Source organism: Persicitalea sp., from assembly GCF_041751555.1.
Lineage (GTDB): Bacteria > Bacteroidota > Bacteroidia > Cytophagales > Spirosomataceae > Persicitalea.
On record NZ_JBGSXF010000436.1, the window covers coordinates 1 to 2,847 of the forward strand.

4 protein-coding genes are annotated in these 2,847 nt (G+C 51.0%); 1 reads left to right on the forward strand and 3 read right to left on the reverse strand.

The features are described 5' to 3' along the window. Positions 1-1,208, forward strand: a 1,208-nt coding sequence (locus tag ACEW8P_RS15345; RefSeq protein ID WP_373513959.1) for an AI-2E family transporter, incomplete at its 5' end; no start/stop codon positions are given. Here ACEW8P_RS15345 and ACEW8P_RS15350 read toward each other — a convergent pair. From ACEW8P_RS15350 to ACEW8P_RS15360, 3 genes are read right to left on the reverse strand one after another with little or no spacing between them, the layout of a single operon-like run. Continuing rightward, a complete protein-coding gene (locus tag ACEW8P_RS15350) occupies positions 1,180-1,809 on the reverse strand; it encodes an LON peptidase substrate-binding domain-containing protein (RefSeq protein WP_373513960.1) in 630 nt (209 codons plus the stop codon). The genes ACEW8P_RS15345 and ACEW8P_RS15350 overlap by 29 nt on opposite strands. A 16-nt stretch (positions 1,810-1,825) precedes the next feature. Then, positions 1,826-2,308 (reverse strand): gliding motility lipoprotein GldH, encoded by a 483-nt coding sequence (locus tag ACEW8P_RS15355; RefSeq protein ID WP_373513961.1) that lies wholly within the window; start codon positions 2,306-2,308, stop codon positions 1,826-1,828. Positions 2,309-2,328: 20 nt separating this feature from the next. Beyond that, positions 2,329-2,832: a hypothetical protein gene (locus tag ACEW8P_RS15360; RefSeq protein WP_373513962.1), complete on the reverse strand. Its 504-nt coding sequence runs from the start codon at positions 2,830-2,832 to the stop codon at positions 2,329-2,331. Positions 2,833-2,847 lie beyond the last annotated feature (15 nt).

Consider the following 2,847-nt stretch of genomic DNA (forward strand, 5'->3'; position numbering starts at 1 on the left):
GGAAATTTCCCCGGATTCTGGCCATCGTGCTGAGCATCCTGCTCTTCATCGTTGTCATCGCCGTCCTGATTTGGCTGGTTACCATTCAGGTAGGCAGCTTTGCCGAGGAGCTTCCGCGCATTATCCAAAAAGCCGAAGTCCTGTTAGAGCAGACGACCGCGATGGTCGAGCGTTACTTCAATGTGAGCCGCAGCGAGCAGGTAAGTCGCGCAAGAGGATACCTCATCAATGCTCTCGCCGAAAGCCGCACCATGCTGCTCAATACGCTGGTAGCCACTACGGGTACCCTCGCCACTGCCACATTGGTGCCTCTGTACGTGTTTTTCTTCCTGCTGTACCGTGACTTTTTCCGACGGTTTGTGTACAAAGCCTTCAACAAAGTACCCCGGCACAAATTGGATACAGTTCTGAACAAAATCTACGATGTTATCCAAAGCTACCTGGCAGGGCTGGTGCTGGTCATATTTATTGTAGGGATACTTAACACCATCGGACTACTCATCCTAGGCATCGATTACGCCATTTTCTTCGGCTTCCTGGCGGCATTTTTGATTCTGATTCCTTACGTAGGTATCCTGATCGGGTCGCTGTTTCCGGCTTTGATGAGCATTATTACCGAAGACTCCGCCTGGTACGCCGTTGGTGTAGTCGGGGTTATGAGCTTCGTCCAGTTTTTAGAAGGGAATTTCATCACACCCAATATTGTGGGTTCAAAGGTGAGCATCAATCCGTTGGCGGCCATTGTCATGCTGCTGCTGGGCGGGCAGCTTTGGGGACTACCCGGTCTGGTATTGGCTTTGCCACTCACAGCCATCCTGAAAGTAATCCTGGATGCCAATAAAAGCACGGAGCCGTTCGGTTTTTTGCTGGGTGAACCTGGCAAGGAAGTAGAAGAAGAGAAGGAAAAAGAACGGGATCAGGTGCGTAACGTCCGTGAAAACCGTCGCCGCCCCGGCAATCAGCAGCGGTCGAAACGTAAGCCCAGAACACAACCCAAGAAAGAAGAGCAGGAGTTTGAGGTGCTCGCCGTCAAGGAGCCTCTGTCGATTGCGAAGGAAGCGCTTGAGGGCAACGACCTGGTAATAAAGACGGCTGAGACCAAACCAGACTCACTCAAGCGCCGCCGTCCGCAACGTAGGCGCAAGCCCCGCACTAACAACGAGGGAAGTTCAGAAACGCCTAAAAGTTCAGGGGATCAAGATTCCTGAAATGACCGTTCATGCGGATACGACTCTTGGTCTGCTCCATTTCGGCCACGATCGGGATGACTTTCCGCAAATGCGCAATCAGGAATTGCTGCCGCGCGCTTTCGCGGCGTAGCGTGAGCAGTTCGTACTCATCTGTGAGCGACATACCTACTTTGTGCGCCACCTGAAAGGAAAACGGCTTTTGTTCAACGTCGTACTCGGCAGGGGTCGTCAATAGGCTGTAGAGCGTGTCCAGCAATTCGGCCAGTTGCGGCAGGGGTCGAATCAGATCGGTTTCTTCAGGTAAGAAAGTAATTTCTCCCCCGGCGTATAGCTTGTCGGCCACCGGATTTTCAAACGTGTCTATTTTGAACACCCGGATGCCCTCGGTCGAGATATCCATACTACCATCGGGATGGCGCTCGTGCAGGGCCACTACCTTCATTTCGGTACCGCAGCCGGGGAGCCGATCATCCAGGAAAGTCGGAATACCAAACGTCTTTTCTTCCGCCAGACACTCGTTGATGAGTTGTCGGTAACGCTCTTCAAAAATGTGGAGATTCAGTTTCTCACCGGGGTAAGCGACGAGATTTAATGGGAAAAAGGGTAATATATCAGACATGAAAGGCATTCTTGAATTATGGTTGCGCAGCAGCGGGCGTCTTCTCGATACTTAAACCGACTCCCAGCACGAAGGGCAAAGGGTTCTGCCGCATAGATTGCGCGATGCTAATGGAGTACTTTCCAGGTTTGGCAAAGTGGTAGTTGCGCTGAAAAACGAATTTGTGATCGAACAGATCGCCCAGCCCACTGCCGCGCGGTTTTCCCGTCACCTCATCCGAGAGGTACATTTCATCAAGCCGGGAAAAAACTACTTTCCCATCAGGCCCCCGCATCACGCGATCGAGGTAGAGGTTGTAGTAAGGATATTGTTGGGCATTTCTTACTAAATAGTACAGGTTATAAGTTTGGGTAGTGTCTTTGATTTCAAACTGAAAATCGAATTTATTCTCCACAAACCACTGCCCGTCCTCAATGTCCTCGTATGCTTTGTACAGCGTATCCTTATCCTCGCAGCCCCACGTAGAAATTAGCAGAACAAATAGGACATTCGGTTTCAAAAGTCTATGAGTCCAAAAATTCATAGACTTTCTTTCTCTTCCTTAAAAAATCGCTTCAACCAGGTCTGATCGGCGGGGACACGCCAGCGCTTCATCCATTGGGCTTTGCTGGCTACAAGGTTGTCGAACACAGGGGTATTCGAAGAAATAACCTCGTTGGTAATGGCCTGCTTGACAGCCGACACAGGCAACGTCAGCACGTTTTTGTTAGCATCGAGGTAAGCCAAGGAACGGTCAAAGAAATCGACGTTTAATCGTCCGCCGATCTCCTGCAACCAATGCACTGACTTGTCGATAGAGCAGCCGCTGGGCATCTCGTGCGACTCGTCCACGGCGATGACCACGAAACGGTTATGGAATACTTTACCCGAAGCAAGAAGCGACTGGTTGTGTGCCTCCCAGCCATCGATAGCGGCTTCGAGGGTCTGATTAATCAGGCTCACTTCCTGGTCGGTCAGACTGCGGTTGGCCTGGTAAATCCACAAGCGGGAGTCGAAATCTATATCGTCAAAACGGATGTACATGGGAGTTTATGGGTT

What these genes read in the sequence shown, in the direction of transcription:
- ACEW8P_RS15350 (WP_373513960.1), bottom strand. Translation starts at nt 1,809, where the DNA reads ATGTCTGATATATTACCCTTTTTCCCATTAAATCTCGTCGCTTACCCC.
- ACEW8P_RS15360 (WP_373513962.1), bottom strand. Translation starts at nt 2,832, where the DNA reads ATGTACATCCGTTTTGACGATATAGATTTCGACTCCCGCTTGTGGATT.